This is a genomic window from Pseudoalteromonas sp. MMG033 (genome assembly GCF_057197785.1).
Window position 1 is genome coordinate 875311 of record NZ_CM170070.1, and the last position, 18156, is coordinate 893466.

The following is an 18156-nucleotide window of genomic DNA, read 5'->3' on the forward strand; positions in this document are numbered from 1 at the left end:
GAACAAAGGTGCAAGAAGCACCTTTATTTTCGGTGCCTTCTGACCCATGCAACGATTTTCCATACATGAATCAAGGCGTAGTTGTAAGCCGAAAATATCAGAAGGAAAATTAACATCATAAGCCATTCAGAAGTACCAAAGTATTGCATTAGAGCACCTAGTGTAGCTATCGTTATCGCCACTAAAGCTATGTAAAAAAGAGATTGCTTTCTAGTGTAACCTGCGCGCTCAAAAATATGGTGTAAATGTTCACGATCTGGCTTGAAAGGGGAAGTTCCTTTCTTTACGCGTCTATACATTATTGCCGCCATATCCATTAAAGGGATAGCGACCAAGTACAGGCACAAAACGGGGTTGATAGCACTTGTCTCTTTTTGGCTACCTACCATAAGTAACCAAACAATCGAGAAACCGATCACTGTACTTCCGGCATCACCCATGAAAACCTTTTTAACCCCTCTAAAAGGCCATTGCAGATTGAAGACTAAAAAAGCCATTAATGAAGCCATGAAAACAAAGCTAAGCGTGTACCAATCATTATTACCTAGGAATAAAAATGCACCTATGAAGCCAAATGAAATGATACTGAGAATTCCAACTAGCCCATCAATACCATCAATCATATTGAAAGCATTGATAGCCGCAATTACTGCAATGCAAGTAAACAGAGTTGAAAATGGACCTAAGTGAATATCACCAAAGCCAAAAATATTACCGATATTAGAAATTGATAGACCTGTGACTTGAACAGCTAAAACTGACAAAACAACCTGAACAGCAAGCCTTCCCTTAACAGACAAATCGAATTTGTCATCTAAGGCACCAAGAACCAAAAGGGTAAATGCGGCGCAAAAGTAAAAACCAGCGTGTGTGACTGAGCCCATCAAGAAAAAAGCAGAACTTAGACATACTCCTGAAAATACCGCAATGCCCCCAACTAAGGGAACGTTACCTTTATGATTTTTACGGTGATTTGGTGCATCAACCAAACCCACATAGTTCGCGACGGGTTTCATTAGAATTATCGAAATAAAACACAACAGGAACGAAAAAGTGATTGCTAACATAAAACCTTCAGATTAGCTCTGCAAACTTCTATTAATAATAAATACAAAACAAATTGGTTTCAGTTAAGAAATGTAATTTCAAGTGAAACCATACTAAGACGCGGTATTATACATGCAATAACTAAAAATAAAAAGTTAATGCTTTGCTCAAGGCAATTAAACCTTGCGCGCAAAAAACAACACAAAAAAAACACAAATATGAAACAAAAACAAAAAAAAACCAACCAAAAGCTAACCATAAAGAAGTAGAGAGGTACACAACAGTAATGATTTAGCAACGTTTGTATTCTAATACCATCAACAAATACAGAATAAAGTCTCAATTTTCCAAATTAGGAACGCAATTCAATACCTATTTCAAAAGCAGCCATGAGCTCAGATTTAAGCGAAAGAAAAAAGCTATTTACTGGCAAAGTCATATTTAGTACTGCTCAAAGGTATAAAAGGAAGTAAAGTTGTGAATGCTCATTTAACGTTACACTCGATTTTTGTTCAATTGCGTACTAGTCATAAAGTTAAATACTGGGAATTTACTAAGGTACTCCAATTAAATCATGTCATAACTTGGGCTAGGAGACTTTATCGCTATAAGAATGATTTCTCTAGAGGTTTGGATAACTAGCTCAACAAGCACCAACTAAGAATCCATTACATCATCATCCAGTCGCCTGCATCTATCGCAATAAATACTGTGACTTAAACCAGTTAAGTCAGGAGAAAATGTCCGCTCAGCTCCTGTACAACATGAAAGGCCAGATCTCAGCTCTACGTTGTATCTTTTTAAGATGATTTCCTCAAACATTTGAAATTATAGACTGGGAGTAACAAACGTAGATTTTAGCATACGGTTTTCATTTTCACGCTCTCTCATGCATTTAACAGCTGTAGCTCTATTCCACTATTTTTAGAGTGCCACTTATAAGGTGTTCTTCGACTAGGCCCTGTTTACAGCATATATCTGTTACAAGCACACCAGATTCAGCTTCTCTGGTCACTACCACTCACTGTGTTTCTGTGATCTTACCTTTTCGCATCGTAAAACTTCATTCTTATATAGATGGAGTTCGAGTTATGAACTGTAGCAGCTTCTGGGGGAGTTACATTCTCTATAGTTCTTATAGGTGGCCGATAGTTTTCAACATAAATTGTAAAATGCGCATAGTTAAACTAGCGCTATACACATGAATTTTGAACTAAATTTCATTAGCTTTATGGAGGCCTTGGTTTAATACATATTTACGCCAAACTAAATCGCTCAAAATGAGGCGCTTTTATTATTATCTCACAGCCTAGATTACTGCTTAAAAGGAAAACGCCTTATGAAGTTTTTATAACTAATATAAGAAGATAGCTAACATATTTGAGTCAAAGTCTTGTGGTTAAGAGTGAAAATATTTCAGCCTCTCTCTCAATATATCAAACCAGTAATGCTTATGTGTAAATTTCGCTTCTTTCTTAATACCATGAATAAGCCTCTCATATACACTTTCATTACTGAGCTGATTTAAAGCATTGATCAGTTGTTCTTGATTTCCAGGATCTATTACTAACGCATTTTTTTGGTCTTTTACAAAAGCATTTACCCCCCCGACTTGTGTAACGATACAAGGGATAGAGGCATTCCAACTTTCTAAGATCACGCGTGGGAAACCCTCATTCGTTTTGGACAGCATTAAAGTGGCATAAGACTCACCAATCAACTGTTTAACTTTTGTTAAACTTACGTGGCCCAAGAAAGTGACACGTTCCGTTAAGCCCAAAGCCTCTACTGCCTTTTTTGCTTGAGCCAGTTCACTACCGTTACCAGCAACAACAAGTGAATACTCCGCCAAATTAGGTAGTGCATTGAGAAGCTCAAATATACCCTTGTCATCGACCACCCTGCCTACAAACAATAGCTGTTTACTACGTTTATTGCTTTCAACACATACAGGAGCTGGCGGATCACACATTACATCGACAAACTGCTCGGTAGACTTTCGAGAAAAATTAAAAGCGAAATCATAAAGTGCAGAACCCGAGGTGAGATTTAACACATTTTCATAACTGCATATTCTTTTGAGCTGCTGCACTACAACAAAAGAAAAACAAAAAGCTAATACCTTTGAAATACCGTTATACTTTTTATCCTTCCACGTTAGCCTCGCATCACCGCAAATATGATTTAAAAGCGTTTTCTTTGCTTTTATTACCCTAAATGCAAATATAATACTCATTGGCGATGGTGTTCTAACCCAAAATATTGCGTCTGGATTTTCTTTTATAATCTGGTCAACGAATGCAACATACTTTTTATAAAATCCTTTTTCAAATAATGACTTTTGATAAAAGGTTTTAGTAGAACATCCAGGAGGAAGTGGTGCTGAATAGAAACTGCCTTGATTTACACAACTCCCCATATTTTCTTGATCAACTTTATCTAATATGCATTCAGATGTAGATACAACTTTAACATTCTCTGAACCAAAGCACTCCTGAATAAAGCGCGTTGTAGTCTGAGGAGAATAATAACTTACGCCATCCTCTATAAACTTTTCACCGACACAAGCCACAACTTTAACATTTGACATAAATTAAACCTTTTTATGAACAGTTGTACTATCTTCTTGTATAAATTTAAAAATAGACAAAACAAGTGGCAAATAGAAGGCATTCAACATGATAGCCCCTTTAAGCATAAAAACAAAAATATACAAAAATATTATTACAGGAAATAGGGTTTGTATTGCTTGACCTTTAGAGGGAGCAAGCATGAATAGATAATGAAATATAATAATAACCATACCGATATACCCCACAGAGAACATCACTCTAAAATAACCAACATCGGTACCCATATAATAGTTTCCGTTATCACTATTTAATCTAGAATCTCCCCAAAGGCTAAAATCAGAATATCCAAATATAAACATTTCAATATTTTCAGAAACCGACCCAGATTCAAGGCCTGAATTAAAGAACTCCAAAACCCAATCCATGAAGAAATCAGCTTGTTCTTCTGGTAAAAATAAAGTTAAAGTGAATAGTAAAGAAGATACTATCGCGAGAGAAATAAAGCCAAATATGAAGTTTCTCTTGATGTTATTTTTATCAAGAAGCATAAGAAGAAACAGAAACCCTATCCCTACAATAGTGCTTCGAGCGGAAATAAAAGAAGAAACAATAACTAAAAAAATCATAGCATAATTAGCTAAACTCAGTTTCTTATCGCCACAGTAGTTACTGAGATAATAATAATAGCATATTATACAAAACATTTGAGTGAACGCAGTATCATACCCAGCAAAACCAGTCACACCAATCATCCGTAAAGTATAGAAGCCATCCATTACGCTATCACCAAAAAGGTTGGCAATTTCTAAAATCACAAAATCTAAATACAGAAATTTAATTGTAGGTGACAGGAACATTGCAAAAATTACAAATGCATTAATCAATGCAGCGTAACCCAATATCTTATATATCACTTCTATTTTGAAGTTAGCTTTTAAAAAACAATACAAATAAGGAGAAAGTAACGTAGATAAAACAGTGATAAAACCATATTTGATCAACCCCAAATCATAAGAGTATGGATTAAATATAGGTGGGATAAGCGTTGCACAAAAGACTAACAAAGAGATCAAAAATAAAGAATTAAAACATTTTGGCAGCTCTATTTTTCGATACATTAACGGTAAAATTAATAAACACAGAAAAATTAGGTACGTAGTACCCAAGCCTTGTAATAACTTAAATTTAACATTATATATAAAGAAAAGTATAACGAATGCTGCAAAAGTTACTTTCATTATTTACTCTTTATAGTATTAAGTGAGGAACGTAATGCAAGTAGAGCCCGAAGTGCAGGATAAATAAACTTAGGAACAGATAATAGTCTTTGTGTTGGGCCAACCCCCGTACATCTTTGCAAAGATTCATTTACTAATGACTTAGACATATCATAGTCTCTAGCCTTTAGGGCCGTTATAGCTAAGTACGACAACTCTTTTGCAACACAATGATCAATGAGTACCTGCTCCACCCCCACACCTGTTAGCCGAGTAACAGACTGAACAAATGAATCTCTTTCTTTAAGAAGTTGCTCTTTAGTTATAGACTGCCTACTCGATGTCCATGAGTTATCGGCGTCTTTTCTATAAATACAGTAAATCGCTGGAACATATAATGCGCCACCTTGCACACTCCCCAGTACTTGCATGAAGAAGTCTCCAACCGGTGCATCATCAAGGTAATGAGGAAATTTAGCTACAATATTAGAGTGAAACATCAAAGATGGTGTCGGTATAAAGCCCCCGCCTCCTTTTACTACCTCTTCAAGGCTAAATACTTTAGCTGAATTCCCATAATTTATACCTGTTTTCAGCATTCCGCTAGGATATAAGTTTTTAGAAGGGTGAAAGCTTAACTGTATTTCAGAGCGCTTCCTCATTTCTGTCAACTGTATTTCCAGCTTATCATTTGACTCCCAGTAATCATCTCCCTCACAGAGCGTAATATACTCACCTTTGGCAGCTGACGTTGCAATTATTGTCGGCAACGTTCTTTTCTGAGAGTACTGGTTTTTTTCAGGAAATACCGTTCTAATTAGTGTCGGGTACTGTCTCTGGTATGATTCAATGATTTTTCGAGTATTATCAGTTGAGCAATCATCATAAATTACAATTTCAAAGTTAAAACTCGTTTTTTGATTTAAAAAGCTTTTAATTGTATTTTCAATATACTTTTCTTGATTAAAAGTAATACATACTATTGAAACATCAAAAAGATAATCAGTCATGATGTAAGGCCTTTGATTTAATATATTTGCATGTAAAAAATAAAACGACAGTGCATGTCAAATAAACAATTGCCATCTCAAATATCGAAGCAAGCCTATTATCCACTAAGGAAGTTGGTGAATAAAAGAACACAAAAAATGATAAAAGTACTACTGCCACAAAAGGTGAGGATAAAAGCCAATATTTGTGAGATATGACCTTTGAGCTACTATGCACATATGGGGTCCAAACCAAAAACGATACAGCTTTAACTAAAAAAGAAAAAATTGCGACCCACATTACCCCTTCAAAATATGCCAAATAAACAACAGCCGGAACATAAACAAGCAACATTACTTTATTGTAAACTACATGTTTCTGGAGGTTCCCTATTGCTACCTGCAAATAATATTGAAACGCTGAGAGAATAACAAAGCAATTACCAAGAATATACCATGGCAGAATCTTTTCACCCCAACGCGCCGCAGCGATATCAGAAGTAAAGACATACAAAATGTGGCTAGAAAATACAGAAGCTACAGCACCGCCCGGAATAACAAAAATAGTAACTAGCAAGGTAAATTTAAAGTAAAGCGACTTAAAAGCATCTATTTCACCATCTGCATAAAGCTTTGTTAGTCTGGGCATTAATACAGTGCCCACGGGGAAGCCTAGAGTTAAGATAGCTGCAGAAATAGTTACACAAACACTAAAATAGCCATATTCGCTTAATGATAAAATATTTGAGAATAATAATTTATCTATATGTCCAACAAGCGCGCTAGATAAAGCAGTAAATGCAACGCTCATCATATATACTTTATTTTCTTTTATTGTGTCTAAATAAAGACGACCAGGGAGCCAAAATTCAAATTCAAAAATTCGGCTTACTCTCAGCCGATAAGCTATTATTTCTGTTAATGTAATTAGAAACTGAAGAATAAAATACAATGTAATACTTGGCTTAATGTACATAATAATTACACATACAGGAAACCTTAAAGTATTGAAAATTACATTACAAAAATTGCTCCAAACAAAATCTTCTTTACCCTGCAAAGCCGCTTTGTGAATTGCCGTTACAAGCCTGAAAGCAGCAGCAGAGAATAACATTGTTATTGTCAATTCATTTAGGATTGAATTGTCATTAAACCAGTTTTTAGATAAAAATGAATTAAAAATGTAACTTAAACTTAGCACCAGCAAGCTCAAGAAAACAGTAAAAGACTCAAAACTTTTGACAGTTTTGAATATTGATTCTTTACTCTGCTTACCTGTTGCTACCAAACGGTTGAGCGTTGGACTTAATCCTGAGTCTAGTACATTAATAAATATCTGAATAACACTAAAAAAGCCAATCACCCCGAAGGCCTCAGCCCCCATGATAGAGTAAAGAAAAGGGACGACCAAAATACCGAGTAAAATTGAATAGCTTTGGTTAAGATATACAGATAATGTATTGATTCTGATGCTGTGCGGCATTAGTCTTTTAAATATATATCTTCATAATGAATCCAAGCTTCACGTTCTTTTTCAGATGGGATCTTTTGCCAATCACCGTAACGCTGCTCAAGAAATAACTCTGAATTAGATGGCCCTTTAAAAGCCTTAGACTCAAAATTTAAAGTTTTTTGACTCTCAAATATAGATTCTTTATATATTAGATTATAATCTGCTGGTATAACTGAACCTGGGCCAGAAACCTTTGCCAACTGGCTATTTATAAGATCACTTAATCTTACGAGCAGCCTATTGTTTGCGGCAGACGCTTTATATCGTAAAAAAGAAGAAACTTTATGAAAGAAGAGACAAATTGATTTCTGGAGTTCATTCTCAGGAACCTCGAAGACAGGATAAAAGTCTATTGCAAGACCTATATTGTTTCGCAAAAAATCGGCTTCGTTAGCTTGCGAAGCAATATTATTGACCCTTACTTCTGTTGCTTTATCTGAGAACCTCGAAACCCAATCAGCATAAGAATCGCAATATGAAGAGTTGAAAAAAGCATACTTTTTTGATAATTCTCCCTCTGATATTGCCATTAGCTTATTAATTTCTTTCGCAGGAATTACAATATCAAAGTCGTCATCCCAAGGAATAAAGCCTTCATGGCGAATAGCGCCAAGTAGCGAACCATAGAAAATAGAATACTGAATATTGTTTTTATCTAATTCATCAATTATATCTGATGCCATTGATAGAAGTCGATTCTTAATTTCAGGACTTTCAAGCTTCTTTTTTTCCATCATCTTGTTGAAATAACCTCTATTATTTCTGTCGTCGATACTGAAGGTGTTCTGGGTAAATAAATGACTTCACAATATTGTTTTAAATGATCAAACTTTCCAGCCCAATCATCACCCATAACTAACACATCAGCACCAAAACGTTGAATATACTCAGCTTTTTTCTCCAATGACTCTTCAGGAAAGCACAAGTTTACATATCGCAAACTGTTTACTATTTTCATCCTATCATCTTCGGAGTAAACTGGATTTCTACCTTTCTTTGAAAAGTTAAGATGATCAGTCGACACACCAACAATAAGCTGATCACCAAGGGCAGCTGCACGTTGCAAGATATTTATATGTCCAACATGAAATACATCAAATGTACCAAAAGTAATGACTGTCCTCATCTAGTAACTCCTAAGTAATGCTGAAACACTGTCTATTGAAAAGCTTGGAATTCCTTTATCTTGGGCATCTTTTCTTTCTCGAAATGAATCATCAATAAAAATAGAATCTGAGTATATCATGACAGTAGACTTTTTGGACTCATCAGTAATATGATGTATCGAATCAAATAACTCAGTCATTCTAAATCTTCTTAATGATGTGTGAATACAAGACTCATGCCTTGTTACCAAATGAATTTTGCAACCGTCATTAATGGCTTGATATAAAAAGCTCACTAACTCATTATTAACGTTATCGCCAAAAATAAGGCAATCATCAAAATCGACATAGACATGTTTATATTGAATATTTAATTTAAACTTATTAGAAAGATTTCTTTCTTGGTATACAGAGAAGTCATTCGGTATCACATCAACGTCGACTCCATCATGAGCGTATAAAGAAAGTTCGGCAAAGTTAACGCCCTTGACTCGGTTTGTTGACATTGAACCAGCGATCCGAGTCGCCACTTCCATAAGTACAAGCTCGCCAGTACCTTTTTCTTTCACTTGGAAAAACCATGCACCTTTCAAATCAAGCGTCGCGTTAATTTTCTCAGCAAACTCCACAAACTTTTCGGTTTCGAGCTCAATAGTTTGTGTTCCTACAGCAATACCATTACTTATTCTTGTTCTGACTCTGGGTCCTGCGTATTTCAACTTGCCAGAAGCCGATGTATAACAATCAACTGTATATTCTTGTCCTGGTAAAAATTCAGATACCACATTAGTCGTAAAATTAATTTTTTCCAGTTCGGTTAAGCTCTCGACTTTATGAGCACCTTTGCTGCCCTGCCCAACATCTGGTTTTACAAACACAGGTAGTTCTGCTGCAGATACATCGCTAAAACGATTAAAAGTTCGAGGTACTGAAACCACCCCATTTAACAAATCATATGTCTTTTTCTTTGAGCGGCAAATTTCATTTGTTATTTGACTAGAAGTCACTACTTTGCAATCCAGTATTGAACTATGCTGAGATAAAATAAGTGCCGCGTCATCATGCGCAGGGATTACATGAGTTATATCATGCTCTTTGATAAATGTAGTTAAAAATGGAATGAAGTCTGCATCGCTTAGAAATGGTGCGTTACTATAAAAATGCCTATATTCACATTCTGCAGAATCATTTACAGAATTGAGACCGATTACTTTAAGCCCTTTAACGCCTTTTAAGGCTCTATTTACTTCTAAGCCTATTTCTGTACCACAAGGTACTACTAATATCTTTTTCATTTTACTGCCTGCTTGATAATGTCACATATCTGATGCACTTCTTGATTTGTAAGGTAGTAATGCAATGGTAAGCACAAAACCTTGCTAGTCAGTTCTTCAGATAAAGGCATAGTTGGTGCATTTGGAAGCATCAAATTGATAGATGGCTCAAAATATCTGCGATGTTGAATACCATGAGAGCTTAATGCTTGTTCAATCATTGTTCTTTCATTTTCTGTTTTACAAGAAAATGCAAAATAAGCACCATTATAGCTTGCGCCTTCGTGCCAATTTGGCAACTTGAAGTCATTACTTAATTGATCTTCGTATATTGAATATATCTCAGCGCGGCGATCTATTACATCATCAATGATTTCTAAATTGACAAGACCTACAGCAGCCTGATACTCATTCATTTTAGCATTGATACCAATCATACTTTCATGACGCCCAAAGTTAATGAGCTTCTTTGCAACTTCAAAGTCAGTTTGGTCTTTGAAACAAATGGCCCCACCCTCTACAGTATGAAAAAGCTTAGTCGCATGGAAGCTAAGAGTGGAAGCATCACCGTAAGTTAATATTGAGCGTCCATCAATATTAATGCCGAATGCATGTGCAGCATCGTAAATTACTTTATTACCATTCCTAGACACACTTTCAAGTTTTTGTACATCACAGGGGTTTCCGTATACATGGGTAGCGACAACAGCATTGACCTTGTCAACGGAATCAACCACTGAAATGGCTTTTTCTGCATCTATGTTCCATGTATGCTCATCTATATCCGCAAAATATACTTCATGGCCTTGCCAATCAAGCGCGCTGGTTGTCGCAATAAAGCTAAATGGCGTGGTGACAACTGAATTTACACCCAACGTTTTTGCTGCAACTTGCAATGCAGATGTTCCATTGTTTACAAGTAAAAGGTTGCTCACACCTAAGTATGATTCTAGCTGGCGAGTTAACTCATTATGTTTTGCACCAAAATTGGTATACCACGCAGAACTTTCAACGTCTTGTAGATAACGAGTTAATTTCTGTAAATTCGGCTTTAGCGGACTATTTAAGGCTATTTTCATACCACCAAACTCATTAAATATTGCCCATAAGAATTTTTCGAAAGCGCGTTTGCTGAGTCGAGAAGCTGCTCTTTACTCAACCAGCCATTGTTGAACCCTATCTCTTCAAGACACGCTATTTTAAAGCCCTGCCTTTGCTCAACAGTATGAACGAAGTGACTCGCCTCAAGTAAGCTTTCATGCGTTCCTGTATCTAACCATGCAAACCCTCTTCCTAATAGTTCGACATTAAGACTACCGCGCTCTAAATATACTTGATTTACACACGTTATCTCTAACTCGCCCCTAGCTGAAGGCTTAATAGACTTGGCAATTTCAACAACGTCATTATCGTAGAAATATAAACCAGTGACAGCGTAAGAGGATTTTGGTTTTAATGGTTTTTCTTCTATTGATGTGGCTTTTTGATTCTCATCAAAGCCTACAACACCAAAACGCTCCGGATCTTTTACTTGATATCCGAAAACTGTCGCACCAGAAGTCTGAGACGCAGCTTTTTTCAGTTTAGGAGAAAAGCTCTGACCATAGAATAAGTTGTCACCAAGAACCAAAGCAACCGACTCTTTCCCAATAAACTCTTCACCAATGATAAATGCCTGTGCTAAGCCTTCAGGCTTTGGTTGCACCTCATAAGAAAGGGTTACCCCGAAAGATGAACCATCACCAAGTAATTTTTGAAATAATGACTGCTCTTCAGGTGTCGTTATGATCAAAATATCTCTAATACCCGCCAGCATAAGCACTGATAACGGGTAGTAAACCATTGGTTTGTCATATACTGGTAGAAGTTGCTTAGAAACACCTTTTGTTACAGGGTATAAGCGCGTTCCCGAACCGCCAGCGAGTATAATACCTTTCATTATTTTTTTGCTCCCAGCCTTTCTAACTGATAAGTGCCGTCTAAAATAGCTTTCCACCACTGTTCATTTTTAAGGTACCACAGCACTGTTTTTCTGAGTCCAGATTCAAATGTTTCTTCCGGTACCCAACCAAGCTCTTGCTGAATTTTACTTGCGTCGATTGCATAGCGTACGTCATGACCTGGCCTGTCTTGAACAAAGGTAATTAGGTCACGGTATGCACTAATACCCTGAGGCTTTTCAGGTTTTATTTCTTCTAATAAGTCACAAACAGCACGAACAACGTCTAAGTTTGTTTTCTCATTATGACCACCGATGTTATATGTCTCACCAACATGGCCCTCAGTCGCAACTTTAAATAAGGCTCTCGCATGGTCCTCAACGTATAGCCAATCTCTGACTTGCTGCCCATCACCATAGACAGGGAGAGGCTTGCCAGCAAGTGCATTGAGGATCATTAAAGGAATTAACTTCTCTGGAAAATGGTACGGGCCATAGTTATTTGAGCAATTGGTTATCACAACGGGTAAACCATATGTACGATGCCACGCTCTAACTAAATGATCGCTTGATGCTTTCGAGGCAGAGTAAGGAGAGCTCGGTGAATAAGACGTGCTTTCTGTGAATAAGTCATCAGTGCCATGCAAGTCACCATAAACTTCATCCGTCGAAATATGATGAAACTTAAAGGCCTCTTTTTTACCGGAATCTAAGCTTGAGTAGTAGCTTCTTGCTACCTCTAACAAGTTATAAGTACCAATTATATTTGTTTCAATAAAATCTCTAGGGCCATCAATTGAACGGTCTACATGGCTTTCAGCAGCCAAGTGCATCAATAAATCAGGTTGATATTTCTTAAATATATTTTCGAGGTCAGACTTATTACAGATATCAATTTTTTCAAATGTATATCGAGTAGAATCAGATACATCACACAAAGAAGATAAGTTCCCTGCATAAGTTAACTTATCGACATTGATAACATTGTGCTTGGTATTTTGAATCAGATGACGAACAAGGGCTGAACCAATAAAACCAGCACCGCCAGTAACAACGATGTTCATAGGGGAATCCAATATAGTTTAGACTGAAAGTAAGCTTAGTATTAAATCATTAGAAAGTGTTTATTTAAACGCTCTTCTAATGAGAAGGAATACAACCGATAGCACACTGCCTAAAAAAGTTATAATAATGACTAAAAGAGCTCTTGATGGGGCTGACTTTTTATCTTCAACAATAGCAGGATCAATTGTCTTAAAAAAGTACTCTTCATTTGAGTTAGCAAACATAATTACCTCATATTCACGCTCCATTAAAGTATACAGTTTGGAGTCAAGTGTAGCTAACTCTGACTCTAAAAGAGTTTCTTTTAAAAATTCGATACTCTTTTGTGATTCTTTTATATCATCATCTTTCAATTTTTGATTAATTTCGTAGATGAGAACATCAACCCAGTGCTTAGCAACATAGGGGGAATAGTGCTCTATTGATATAGTCACCATGTTAGAGCCTTTACTAGAAGCTACATTCATGATCTCTATTAAGTGTCGATAAGCATTTTGAATAGAAATCAGCTTCTCTAATTTTTCAGGGTTTTGTTCAAGCCACAGTTTCTTTTCTTTGTTGTACATATCTTCATCGTACAACACTGTATTACTCGCTTTATGCCAACCAGCTGCAGCAATTAAGTCAGGCGTCATTTCGTACTTCTCTATTATTGAAAATAAGAAGCTACGTGATTGTAGTAATGCTAGTGCAACTTTAGATTTATCATCGTTATTGCCCAAGTTTATTCCTGCTAAGCCAGCTAACCCACCTAATTGAGAAGCCATACCACCACTCATGTTTTGCTCAAGCTGTGGCTTAAGTAAAGCCTTAGCTTCATAGAGATCAGGCAAACTCTTTGCATAGAATACAGACGAAATTGCGAACAGCCCCGTAATAAGAAAAATAACTATTTTATTTTCCCATAAAAACATCAGAGCATCTTTAATGCCTGTTTCTTCTTGTCGCTCAAAACTCACAATACTCTCCACGATAACCTACTACTACAACCAAGCTTAAATTCTAGCTATGGCTGCTACACCAACACCTAGTTGATAGAAAATCTGCGTTGCTGTACTCCAAAGGGTCAAACTATCCATGTGCGACGCATCCATCGGAACAACTATAGTATCTCCGGCTTCAAGCTCGATGGTATTATTAACCGCAAACCAGCTGCTTCTATTAGGAATAAATACAGCTCCATTTGCTTTAATTACATAAACTTTGTCTTCATCAGCTCGATCTCTCATACCACCACTTAGGTTGATATATTCTTCGATAGAAGTACCTTCTCTAAATAAATGAGATGAACTGTAGTTAACTTCACCAATGATTGAAATCGAATCTTGGCGACCAGGAACGTGTAAAGTATCACCGTCCTGTAAAGTTAACTCTGTTCGTTCATTGATGATATTTGGTAAATCTATGACCAATCGACCTAAGGCCTCAACACTAGCAAGGTCATTTAGTAATTTATTCGTTTCTTCATAGGTCAAAGATGTATTTGAACCAATTGATTTCTGAAAGCTCTTGGAAGCAATATCTTTTCTCAGATCCTCAGACAATTTTCTCAACTGTTTTTGCTCTTGCTCTTTAATCGCTTCGCGAGTAAAAATTGCAGCCTTTGGCTCAGCAAACTCCGTTATACCACCCGCTCTGGCTAGCACTTGTTGTAATGTATCACCACGCTTAATGGTGTAAGTACCAGGAAAGGTAACCTCTCCTTTCAAGTGCACCTTGTAACTCTCTTGCCAGTTTGGCTGCATCAAAATATTTAATGTATCTCGACCTTGTAGAAAAACAGGAGCATTTAAGCGTGTGTCATCAATATTAGAGACCTTGATATACTCGACTTCACCTGACGGAGATACTCTAGTAACTTCTGCAAAGTCAACGAACGCAGATTCAAGCAAACCACCTGCTGCAGTAATCGCTTTTTTCACATTCAAACCTTTTGCCAAAGGAAATACCCCAGGAAACCGGACTTGACCATCGATTTCAAATGTGGCCTTCGAATTCCCGACCGTTGCTTGATATTCCAGTTGAGCAATGATTGGAGCAAGCAAACTACCTCTTCCAAAAGCAGTAGGTGTTACTTTTTCCTCAGCGTTCAATTCAATTTCTTCATCGATGTCACTTTGAAAAGCATCATTTAAAGCCATATTGAATAGCACTTTTTGATCAAACTGTCTTCGCTCGTACAAATGCCACAATTTAACTTTTTCCTGAAGCTCCTGCTCTTTTGCTGTAAGCGCTAAATTTTTAAGTGCCGCTTCTTCTTTTTCTAAATCATTGAAACGACTAAATACAAAAACTTCATCATTTTTTTCTAAAGATACGTTTTTAGCACTTAAAGCATCCACTATAGAAAATTGTAAAACCTCTATTTCGTTTGTCAGCGAAGTTTCTCTAACAATAAGCGCGTAATCTAAATCAGCTTGAGGAAGTAAATCAGTTTTCACGTTGCCGACTAACTGGTCAAACGTAATACCATTTTTCCATTCATAATAACCTGGTCGTGAAACCGCACCAATCAAGGTCACAGAATCCAGAACCTCACTACTGACACTTTTAACCTTTATATAATCTCCACCTTGTGGAATGTAAGCAGTATTGTCGTTAGTAAAATCGACCGAAATAACTGACTTTTTGACATGTTCAATGACACGCTTCACTTCCACTTGCTCAAGAAATGCATTCTCTTTAAATCCACCAAACATATTGATTAAAGAGTTTGCAGTCTCACCCTCTTGCAATTCAAAAATAGCAGGTCGTTTTACAAAACCTTCCACTGAAACCTGAGGACCTACAGATGGAATAAATACAACATCTCCAGATTGGAGTGTTACATCTCCTGAGCTGTCACCGTTCAAGAGTAAGTCATATAAATCTAATTTAGTAATGACTTTGCCTTTTCTTTTCACTGTGATGTTTCTCAAAGAGGCTATCTCTGATAAACCACCACTTGCGAATAAGGCGTGTGTGACAGTAGAGAGAGGTGATAATGAATAACTACCGGGTTTGTGGGCTTCACCGACAACTAGCACTCTTAAGCTTCTTAGCTCTGATATTGATACGAAAACTTTTAGGCCTATGGCTTCACTAGAGATTTTCTTATCTATTAGTTCTTTGAGTTCTCCATACGTCAAACCAGACACATAAATAGGCGAAAAGTTAGGGATATTTAATCGACCTTCCCTATCAACAGTAACGAGATGTGTCGAAGCCTCTTTGCCATATAGGCTAACTGATAGGCTGTCACCATTCGAGATAATATAATCATTAGGCACAGACAACTGCTCTGTCGGTGCGAAACTGGTTGGCTCGCCCGCAAACAGCTCATAACCAAATGGTTTAAGCTCTTGCTCTTTAGGCATTAACGGATCTTCGCCCTTAACTTTAGTGGAGCTTGCTCTTGGCAAAACGCTCTTTTTTTCAACTTTAGAGCTTTGCTGCTGAGTTTCAGCATTAATCCCAATACTAGATAAATCTATACCGTACTGTTTAGCTAAAGATTCTTGCTGAGCTTTAGGCAACTTTTTAAACTGTTCTATTTGCTGCGCAGTAGGCGTGAATGCGCTTGCAAAAGCACCGAAGCCCAATAAAACTATTGCTAAAACATGTTTAAAATACATCAAAGTCAGCATCCCGTTAGTTAATAACCAAAAAAAGATTGCACATTCTACACGATAACTATGAAATAGAAAAAGGGCCTAAGCCCTTTTTTTTGTCATAACTTTGTGAAAAAGCGAGCAGCTTGGTTAAAAACTGTAAACAAGCGTCAATGAAGTTTCTGTATCCGTTTTTTCTTTTCCTTCATCAACCTCAGAGTTGTTTGTAATTTTATATGCTACTTTCATTTGTAGTGAGCCGTTTACTTTCGTCATCAAGGCAGTCTCTGACTCTGTCTTAGTATTTGTATCACCATATTCAATCGCAACGACTTGCGTAAACTTTGCATTTTCAGAGACAGCCCACTCATAATCTAGCTTGGCAACACCAATCGCTTCACTCTCAGTTTCTCCGGCAAGAAGCTGTCCATCTTTCATTTCTGTACTGTCATCTTGGTATTCAAAGCGCTTAACACCTGGACCTATCTCAAAATCTAGGTACATGTTTGAACGACTAAGCAATCTATGCCCGTAACCAACTGACAGTACAGCTTCACTTCTATACGCACCAAAATAGTCAGAGTCATAAGAACCGAAAATAAATAGATGGCTATGATTTTCTATTAGCTTGTAATTACCTTGTACTGACAAAGAGTACTTTTCATTAGTACGTTCTTTCACTTTTTCGCCGTCATCATTTTCGATTTCATCTTCTTTGAAAATACCGTCGACCTTATATTCATTACGCCAATTATCTAAATGGTGCTTAGCTTTTATTTCCCCCTTGAGGGTCGTTGTTTCCGTATTGCCGCTAGTAATAATGGCACCGACCTCGCTGGTAATATCCCACTCTTTTTCTTCTGGGGGGATGTTACTATCAACAATTTCTTCTGCAGCGAGTTGTGATGACATAGTCATCAATGCACACAAAGAGAACAATTTTAATTTCATTCTAAAATCAACCTTATTTTTCAATTTTTTTGTAAGTGCACATCCATTTGCGGATACGGAATACTAATATTTGCATCATCCAATGCAATTTTAATGTTTTCTAGCAAATCAAAGTAAGTTGGCCAATAGTCACCTGTGTTAACCCATGGCCTAACGGCAAAGTTCACACTGGAATCTCCTAGTTCTAATACTGCCACAGTATAATCAGGGTCTTTCAATATACGAGCTTCATCATTCAAAACGCTCTCCAATACTGTCTTTGTTCTTTTCAAATCTGACTCGTAACCGACCCCAATCACTAAATCGATCCGTCTCGTCTTTTCCCGGGAATAGTTTACTATAGCCCCAGACATAATAGAGGAATTAGGTATTATAATGACTTTATTGTCTGGCGTAATCAGTTCGGTCGAAAATATCTCTATTTTGCGTACGCTGCCAGATTTCCCACCTGCATCTATGTAATCACCAGATTTAAATGGACGCAATATAATAATTAACACGCCCGAAGCAAAGTTAGACAACGACCCTTGTAATGCTAATCCGACTGCAAGACCAGCAGCACCTAAAATGGCAATAAATGAGGTAGTCTCAACACCCACTTGGGATAATGCCATGAGTAATGTCGCAACAAAGCCTAACGCATATACAATATTTGCGAGAAACACACCCACTGCTTTATCCACTTTGCGATTACAAATGGCCTTTTCTGTTAGGTTAGATAGAAAGCGCGTTACTTTTAGCCCAATCAAAAAGATAAATAAAGCGAGTAATGCCTGAAGCGCATAGTGCACAATTAAATCTGAATTGTTATTGAACCAATCTAGTATGATGTCCATAAAGCGTCCTGTTTCAGAGAGTTATCAATATAATTAATTACATCAGGTATAAATAT

The 18156-nt window shown here is 36.9% G+C and carries 15 protein-coding genes; all 15 read right to left on the bottom strand.

Annotated elements, in window-relative coordinates; translation table 11 throughout:
- Positions 1–23: 23 nt before the first annotated feature.
- Positions 24–1067, bottom strand: coding sequence for a UDP-N-acetylglucosamine--undecaprenyl-phosphate N-acetylglucosaminephosphotransferase (gene wecA, locus AC2CZC_RS04180; RefSeq protein ID WP_484583937.1), 1044 nt, complete (start codon positions 1065–1067; stop codon positions 24–26).
- A gap of 1379 nt (positions 1068–2446) precedes the next feature.
- A complete protein-coding gene (locus tag AC2CZC_RS04185; RefSeq protein WP_484583938.1) occupies positions 2447–3637 on the bottom strand; it encodes a glycosyltransferase in 1191 nt (396 codons plus the stop codon).
- Positions 3638–3640: 3 nt separating this feature from the next.
- Positions 3641–4858 carry a hypothetical protein gene (locus AC2CZC_RS04190; protein WP_484583939.1) on the bottom strand — a complete coding sequence of 406 codons (1218 nt, stop codon included), beginning with the start codon at positions 4856–4858 and terminating at the stop codon, positions 3641–3643.
- Positions 4858–5847 (bottom strand): glycosyltransferase family 2 protein, encoded by a 990-nt coding sequence (locus tag AC2CZC_RS04195; protein WP_484583940.1) that lies wholly within the window; start codon positions 5845–5847, stop codon positions 4858–4860. The genes AC2CZC_RS04190 and AC2CZC_RS04195 overlap by 1 nt, the downstream gene beginning before the upstream one ends.
- Positions 5840–7309 carry a lipopolysaccharide biosynthesis protein gene (locus AC2CZC_RS04200; RefSeq protein ID WP_484583941.1) on the bottom strand — a complete coding sequence of 490 codons (1470 nt, stop codon included), beginning with the start codon at positions 7307–7309 and terminating at the stop codon, positions 5840–5842. The genes AC2CZC_RS04195 and AC2CZC_RS04200 overlap by 8 nt, the downstream gene beginning before the upstream one ends.
- Positions 7309–8076 carry a LicD family protein gene (locus AC2CZC_RS04205; protein ID WP_484583942.1) on the bottom strand — a complete coding sequence of 256 codons (768 nt, stop codon included), beginning with the start codon at positions 8074–8076 and terminating at the stop codon, positions 7309–7311. The genes AC2CZC_RS04200 and AC2CZC_RS04205 overlap by 1 nt, the downstream gene beginning before the upstream one ends.
- Positions 8073–8465 carry an FAD synthase family protein gene (locus tag AC2CZC_RS04210; RefSeq protein ID WP_484583943.1) on the bottom strand — a complete coding sequence of 131 codons (393 nt, stop codon included), beginning with the start codon at positions 8463–8465 and terminating at the stop codon, positions 8073–8075. Before AC2CZC_RS04210 ends, AC2CZC_RS04205 begins: the two co-directional genes overlap by 4 nt.
- Positions 8466–9740, bottom strand: a complete 1275-nt coding sequence (locus AC2CZC_RS04215; RefSeq protein ID WP_484583944.1) for an ATP-grasp domain-containing protein — start codon at positions 9738–9740, stop codon at positions 8466–8468.
- On the bottom strand, positions 9737–10798 hold the full coding sequence (locus AC2CZC_RS04220; protein ID WP_484583945.1) for a DegT/DnrJ/EryC1/StrS family aminotransferase: 1062 nt from the start codon (positions 10796–10798) through the stop codon (positions 9737–9739). Before AC2CZC_RS04220 ends, AC2CZC_RS04215 begins: the two co-directional genes overlap by 4 nt.
- Positions 10795–11658, bottom strand: coding sequence for a glucose-1-phosphate thymidylyltransferase RfbA (gene rfbA / locus AC2CZC_RS04225; RefSeq protein WP_484583946.1), 864 nt, complete (start codon positions 11656–11658; stop codon positions 10795–10797). Before rfbA ends, AC2CZC_RS04220 begins: the two co-directional genes overlap by 4 nt.
- Positions 11658–12722 carry a dTDP-glucose 4,6-dehydratase gene (gene rfbB / locus AC2CZC_RS04230; RefSeq protein WP_484583947.1) on the bottom strand — a complete coding sequence of 355 codons (1065 nt, stop codon included), beginning with the start codon at positions 12720–12722 and terminating at the stop codon, positions 11658–11660. The genes rfbA and rfbB overlap by 1 nt, the downstream gene beginning before the upstream one ends.
- A 60-nt stretch (positions 12723–12782) precedes the next feature.
- Entirely contained in the window at positions 12783–13682 is a 900-nt protein-coding gene (locus tag AC2CZC_RS04235) for a Wzz/FepE/Etk N-terminal domain-containing protein (protein ID WP_484583948.1), read from the bottom strand.
- 36 nt (positions 13683–13718) lie between these two features.
- Complete coding sequence (locus tag AC2CZC_RS04240; RefSeq protein ID WP_484583949.1) at positions 13719–16340, bottom strand: polysaccharide biosynthesis/export family protein; 2622 nt, start codon at positions 16338–16340, stop codon at positions 13719–13721.
- Between the two features lie 123 nt (positions 16341–16463).
- Positions 16464–17264: a DUF481 domain-containing protein gene (locus AC2CZC_RS04245; RefSeq protein WP_484583950.1), complete on the bottom strand. Its 801-nt coding sequence runs from the start codon at positions 17262–17264 to the stop codon at positions 16464–16466.
- Positions 17265–17284: 20 nt separating this feature from the next.
- On the bottom strand, positions 17285–18100 hold the full coding sequence (locus AC2CZC_RS04250) for a mechanosensitive ion channel domain-containing protein (RefSeq protein ID WP_484583951.1): 816 nt from the start codon (positions 18098–18100) through the stop codon (positions 17285–17287).
- Between the last annotated feature and the right edge of the window lie 56 nt (positions 18101–18156).

Bases quoted from the DNA above. Each gene is read 5' to 3' on its own strand.
- wecA (WP_484583937.1), bottom strand. From the start codon at position 1,067: ATGTTAGCAATCACTTTTTCGTTCCTGTTGTGTTTTATTTCGATAATT.
- AC2CZC_RS04185 (WP_484583938.1), bottom strand. From the start codon at position 3,637: ATGTCAAATGTTAAAGTTGTGGCTTGTGTCGGTGAAAAGTTTATAGAG.
- AC2CZC_RS04190 (WP_484583939.1), bottom strand. From the start codon at position 4,858: ATGAAAGTAACTTTTGCAGCATTCGTTATACTTTTCTTTATATATAAT.
- AC2CZC_RS04195 (WP_484583940.1), bottom strand. From the start codon at position 5,847: ATGACTGATTATCTTTTTGATGTTTCAATAGTATGTATTACTTTTAAT.
- AC2CZC_RS04200 (WP_484583941.1), bottom strand. From the start codon at position 7,309: ATGCCGCACAGCATCAGAATCAATACATTATCTGTATATCTTAACCAA.
- AC2CZC_RS04205 (WP_484583942.1), bottom strand. From the start codon at position 8,076: ATGATGGAAAAAAAGAAGCTTGAAAGTCCTGAAATTAAGAATCGACTT.
- AC2CZC_RS04210 (WP_484583943.1), bottom strand. From the start codon at position 8,465: ATGAGGACAGTCATTACTTTTGGTACATTTGATGTATTTCATGTTGGA.
- AC2CZC_RS04215 (WP_484583944.1), bottom strand. From the start codon at position 9,740: ATGAAAAAGATATTAGTAGTACCTTGTGGTACAGAAATAGGCTTAGAA.
- AC2CZC_RS04220 (WP_484583945.1), bottom strand. From the start codon at position 10,798: ATGAAAATAGCCTTAAATAGTCCGCTAAAGCCGAATTTACAGAAATTA.
- rfbA (WP_484583946.1), bottom strand. From the start codon at position 11,658: ATGAAAGGTATTATACTCGCTGGCGGTTCGGGAACGCGCTTATACCCT.
- rfbB (WP_484583947.1), bottom strand. From the start codon at position 12,722: ATGAACATCGTTGTTACTGGCGGTGCTGGTTTTATTGGTTCAGCCCTT.
- AC2CZC_RS04245 (WP_484583950.1), bottom strand. From the start codon at position 17,264: ATGAAATTAAAATTGTTCTCTTTGTGTGCATTGATGACTATGTCATCA.
- AC2CZC_RS04250 (WP_484583951.1), bottom strand. From the start codon at position 18,100: ATGGACATCATACTAGATTGGTTCAATAACAATTCAGATTTAATTGTG.